The 5,302-nt window shown below is 55.8% G+C and carries 6 protein-coding genes; 5 read left to right on the top strand and 1 reads right to left on the bottom strand.

The window, feature by feature from the left end; genetic code table 11:
- Window positions 1–52 precede the first annotated feature (52 nt).
- Window positions 53–952, bottom strand: coding sequence for a LysR family transcriptional regulator (locus GKAS_RS22565; RefSeq protein WP_035897671.1), 900 nt, complete (start codon window positions 950–952; stop codon window positions 53–55).
- Window positions 953–1,044: 92 nt separating this feature from the next.
- Here GKAS_RS22565 and GKAS_RS22560 point away from each other — a divergent pair, with 92 nt between their 5' ends.
- The 5 genes from GKAS_RS22560 to GKAS_RS22540 form a co-directional block, all read left to right on the top strand.
- Window positions 1,045–1,530, top strand: coding sequence for a cyclophilin-like fold protein (locus tag GKAS_RS22560; RefSeq protein WP_051910840.1), 486 nt, complete (start codon window positions 1,045–1,047; stop codon window positions 1,528–1,530).
- Window positions 1,531–1,657: 127 nt separating this feature from the next.
- Entirely contained in the window at window positions 1,658–2,872 is a 1,215-nt protein-coding gene (locus tag GKAS_RS22555; RefSeq protein WP_115074697.1) for an MFS transporter, read from the top strand.
- Window positions 2,873–2,888: 16 nt separating this feature from the next.
- Window positions 2,889–3,935 (top strand): NAD(P)-dependent alcohol dehydrogenase, encoded by a 1,047-nt coding sequence (locus GKAS_RS22550; protein WP_035897668.1) that lies wholly within the window; start codon window positions 2,889–2,891, stop codon window positions 3,933–3,935.
- A 16-nt stretch (window positions 3,936–3,951) separates the two neighbouring features.
- Complete coding sequence (locus tag GKAS_RS22545) at window positions 3,952–4,980, top strand: alpha/beta hydrolase (protein ID WP_035897666.1); 1,029 nt, start codon at window positions 3,952–3,954, stop codon at window positions 4,978–4,980.
- 25 nt (window positions 4,981–5,005) lie between these two features.
- The coding region (locus tag GKAS_RS22540; protein WP_035897664.1) for an aldo/keto reductase at window positions 5,006–5,302 on the top strand (297 nt) is incomplete at its 3' end.

Genomic DNA, 5,302 nt, shown 5'->3' with positions numbered 1-5,302 from the left:
CATAAGCGGACGTTCACGTCCGTTCTTGAAATATTGGCCCGATAATTCAGCGTTAAATTTTCCGGTTAATACGCAACGCATCCACAACGAGTGAAAACGCTGGGGAAGGCTGTTTACGGCTGGGATAATAAAGATAGTAGCCGGGAAAAGGACGGCACCATTCTTCAAGCACGCGGATCAGTTTTCCTTCCTGCAGATGTGTGCCGAACTCCTCTTCAGGTAAAAAGGCAATGCCCAGTCCGGCAAGAGCTGCGTCAACGACGTGTTCCGATGTGTTAAACGTCAGTTGCCCTTCAACCCGAACGTGAAATTTACCGTTTTCCTGCTCAAACTCCCAGGCGTAAATTTTCCCCGATTGAACCATGCGCTCATTAATACAGCAGTGTTGCATCAGATCGCGTGGCGTCTGAGGGGCGGCGCACCGGGCGAAATACTCAGGGGAAGCTACAGCCGCCATGCGCAGTTTCGGGCCAATGGGTACGGCTATCATATCTTTGTCGATAGTGTCTCCGAGCCGTACGCCGGCATCAAAACGATCCGCAACGATATCCCGGAAGCCGTGGTTGGCATCAAACTCAATATGAATATCAGGATATTCGCGTAACAGTGGTGTCAGCTTTGGCAGCAGTGTGGTCTTCAGAACATTAGGTCCACATGTAATACGGACGGTCCCGGCAGGTTTATCACGCAGTGCCGTCAGCATGTCCAGCTCGGCTTCAATCTCATCAATACGATGTCCCACAGACTGCAGCAGGCGCTCCCCGGCAGCCGTCACTGACACACTACGCGTGGTCCTTGTCAGCAGGCGGATTTGCATCCGCTCTTCCAGCCCGGAAATCGCCTGGCTCAGTGCGGGCTGGGTCACGCCGAGCTGGGCGGCAGCGCGCGTAAAGCTGCCCTCACGCGCCACGGTGACGAAAGAGAGTAAGTCGTTAAGATTGCGTCTGGCCATGCTCGTTTCCGGTCCATTTATAAATTTTACTTATAAGGGTATTAAGTATTCATTAGCTAGTTAACCCGCTGCATATTGGTAACAATAATGCGATGAAAAAGTCAACGCTAACCCTTATGCAAAACGCTTACCGCAGAACATCACTGCTGCTCCTTGCCGGCCTGCTTTTCGTCACGCAGTCCGCTATGGCGGGTGACAACGACTGGGGAGTGGCGCAGGAGACGCTTATGAAAATTGAGATCATTGTGGAGGGAGAAACCGCCACCGCCACCCTCTTTGATACGCCGACAGGCCGGGACTTTGCGTCTTTGCTTCCCCTCAGCCTGACGCTGGAAGACTATGACGATATTGAGCGTATAAGCTACCTGCCGCGCAGGCTTTCCACGGTGCAGGCACCGGACGGCATGATGCCGGAAGCCGGAGATATCACTTACTACGTGCCCTGGGGCAACCTGGCGATTTTTGCCCGGGGCAGGGCTTACGCCCGTTCACTGATCCCGTTAGGGAAAGTGGATTCCGGACTGCCGGTCCTGCAGCGCCACGGACCTCTTGCGGTGCAGATCAGGGTCGCCAACTGACCCGCAGCACCTTCCGTACCGCGATTATCCCTCTTATCCCGTCCCCGTATGCCGTTTCAGCTCTTCCTGCAGCGCTGAAAGCTCCGGGGCACAGACTTCATGTTATCTACTGAAAAGAAATCCCTGAATGAGTAATAAGACAGACGAAAACAGAAAAAAAACCGGAAGCGGGAAACAGTCTGCGCACTGGAGTGGTGTCTTTGCCATGACGCTGTGCGTCTTCGCCCTGATCGCCTCCGAATTCATGCCGGTCAGCCTGCTGACACCGATGGCGCAGACCCTTCGTGTCACCGAAGGCATGGCCGGACAGGGCATCGCTATTTCCGGGGCATTTGCAGTGGTAACCAGCCTGTTTATTTCCGTGCTGGCAGGCACGCTTAACCGGAAAACACTGCTGCTCGGCCTGACCTGCATTATGGCAATTTCCGGTGCTGTTATTGCGATGGCACCCAATTACCTGACCTATATGGCGGGAAGGGCCCTGATTGGCATTGTGGTCGGCGGGTTCTGGTCGATGTCGGCCGCGACGGCAATGCGTCTGGTCCCAGTACATCGTGTTCCGCTGGCGCTGGCTATTTTCAACAGCGGCAATGCTCTGGCTACCGTCGTGGCTGCCCCTCTGGGCAGCTGGCTCGGATCGGTTGTTGGCTGGCGGGGCGCCTTCTTCTGCCTGGTGCCGGTCGCCATCATCGCGTTTGTCTGGCAATTACTCAGTCTGCCTTCCATGTCGGTCACCCGTCAGGCGGCGGCTTCCCGCAACGTTTTCACGCTGTTTCGTCGCCGGGTGGTCGCGCTGGGCATGCTGGGTGTGGGGATCTTCTTTATGGGGCAATTCACGCTCTTTACCTACATCAGGCCTTTCCTTGAGACGGTGACGCGGGTGGATGACGCAACGGTGACCCTGGTCCTGCTGGTTATTGGTGTCGCGGGTTTCATCGGCACTACGCTGATTGGCCGGGTGTTGAAACGCGGGTTCTACCCGACCCTGATGGCCATCCCGGTACTGATGGCCATCACCGCGCTGGCACTGATTGCCTTCGGCAGTCAGGTAGCCATCGTGACGGCGCTGCTTGGGCTGTGGGGGATGATTTCCACTGCCGCGCCGGTGGGATGGTGGGCATGGGTTCCGCGTACCTTCCCGCAGAATGCCGAAGCGGGCGGCGGACTGATGGTGGCGATGGTGCAGCTGTCCATTGCTCTCGGTTCGACGGTGGGCGGCCTGCTTTTCGACCATCACGGCTACCAGAGCACCTTCCTGGCCAGCGCCGCGATGCTGATTATCGCAACCGTGCTGATCTTTCTGACCTCGCGGGCAGACACTTCTGCCGCAGACCATTCATAAACCCAGGAGTAATGCCATGACAGTTAAAGCTTACGGTGCCCATGCGGGCACACTGCCGCTGGAGCCGATGGATATCACCCGTCGCGCCCCCGGTGCCCATGATGTGCAGATTAATATCGCGTACTGCGGAGTCTGCCATTCGGATATCCACCAGGTACGCGCTGAATGGGCTGGAACGCTCTATCCCTGCGTACCGGGACATGAAATTGTCGGTCGTGTAGTGGCCGTTGGCGATCACGTCTCCGGTTTTTGTGCAGGGGACCTGGTGGGGGTCGGCTGCATTGTCGACAGCTGCCGGCACTGCAGTGACTGTGACGACGGACTGGAGAACTACTGCGACCATATGACAGGGACATACAATTTCCTGACGCTGGATGCGCCAGGCCACACGCTGGGCGGATATTCGCAGCAGATTGTGGTGCATGAGCGCTATGTCCTGCGCGTCACTCACCCGGAAGCGCAACTGGCCGCCGTGGCTCCGCTGCTGTGCGCGGGGATCACAACGTACTCACCACTGCGTCACTGGCAGGCGGGCCCCGGCAAAAAGGTCGGAGTGGTCGGTATCGGTGGACTGGGACATATGGGGATCAAGCTTGCGCACGCCATGGGCGCGCATGTCGTGGCCTTTACCACGTCTGAGTCCAAACGTGACGCCGCCATAGCGCTTGGTGCAGATGAGGTGGTGGTCTCCCGTCATGCCAGCGAAATGGAAGCCCATGCAAAGAGCTTCGATTTTATCCTCAACACCGTTGCTGCGCCGCATAACCTCGACGTGTTCACTGCGCTGCTGAAACGCGATGGCACGATGACCCTGGTGGGTGCGCCGGCCACGCCGCATGGCTCGCCAGAAGTGTTCAGCCTTATCATGAAGCGCAGATCGATTGCCGGGTCGATGATTGGCGGCATTCCTGAAACGCAGGAGATGCTCGATTTCTGCGCCCAACACGGCATTGTCGCCGACATTGAGCTTATCCGCGCCGACCAGATTAACGATGCCTATGAGCGCATGCTCAGGGGCGATGTGCATTACCGGTTTGTCATTGATAACGCCACCCTAGCTTAATGATAAGGAGATCATCATGAAAAAATTTACGTTAGCGCTGGGGCTGTTGATCAGTGCATTTGCTTCCTCTGCGGCGGATATGTCCCGTGGGGCCGATAATTTTTATAAAAGCGATAAGGTGACGCAGCAAAAAGTCACCTTTAAAAACCAGTATCAGATGGCCGTGGTCGGCAACCTGTTTATCCCGAAAACGATGAGCCAGAACACCCGACACCCGGCGATCGTCGTTGGTCACCCGATGGGAGCCGTTAAGGAACAGAGTTCAAATCTCTATGCGCAGAAGCTGGCGGAGCAGGGTTTTGTCACGCTGGCTATCGATCTCTCTTTCTGGGGAGAAAGCGAGGGCAAACCGGGGGACCTGATTTCACCGGAAATCTACACAGATGATTTCAGCGCGGCGGTTGATTATCTGAGCACACAGCCGTTTGTCGATCCAGAAAACATTGGCGTGCTGGGTATCTGCGGCAGCGGAAGTTTTGTTATCAGTGCCGCCAAGATTGACCCGCGTATGAAAGCCATTGCCACGGTCAGCATGTATGACATGGGGAGCGCGTTCCGTAATGGCCTTAATCATTCCCAGACGGGAGAACAACGTAAGGCCTTTATCCAGTCAGCCATTGAGCAACGGTTAGCCGAGTTTAAGGGCGGCGAGACGGCTTATATCCCTGGCACCGTGAACAAACTGGATGACTCCACACCGGATATTCAGCGCGAGTTCTTTGATTTCTACCGCACCGAACGCGGCGGCTATACCCCACAGGGTCAGAAAGAGGAACTGACGACGAAACCGATGCTGAGCAGTATTGGCAAGTTTATGAACTTCTATCCGTTCAACGATATTGAAACCATCTCGCCGCGCCCGATGCTGTTTATTACCGGCGATCAGGCTCACTCAAAAGAATTCAGCGAGGACGCTTTCAAACGCGCCGGTCAGCCTAAAGAACTGTATGTCGTACCGGGCGCAGGGCATGTCGATCTGTATGACCGTACCGACGTAATCCCTTTTGACAAGCTGAAAGACTTTTTCCGTAAAAATCTGCAATAACACGTTCAGTTAAGGAGCATTTGACATGAACTACAAACATCTGGGGCGTACCGGTCTGCGGGTGAGCCGCATCGGTCTCGGTACCATGAATTTCGGTGAGCTGACGGATGAGTCGGCCTGCTTCAGGATCATGGATGAAGCCGTGGATGCAGGTATCAACTTTTTCGATACCGCTGACGTCTATGGCGGGCCGCAGTCACCGGATATGGCAAAGGGTTACGGAACATCCGAAGAAATCATCGGTAACTGGCTGGCGCGTAGTGGTCAGCGTGACCGGATAGTGCTGGCCACGAAAGTTTACCAGCCGATGGACACGGGGCCG

The sequence above is a fragment of the Kluyvera ascorbata ATCC 33433 genome (assembly GCF_000735365.1).
GTDB classification, from domain to species: domain Bacteria; phylum Pseudomonadota; class Gammaproteobacteria; order Enterobacterales; family Enterobacteriaceae; genus Kluyvera; species Kluyvera ascorbata.
The sequence above is the reverse complement of the archived record's forward strand: the minus strand, read 5'-3'. Positions and strand labels throughout refer to the sequence as shown.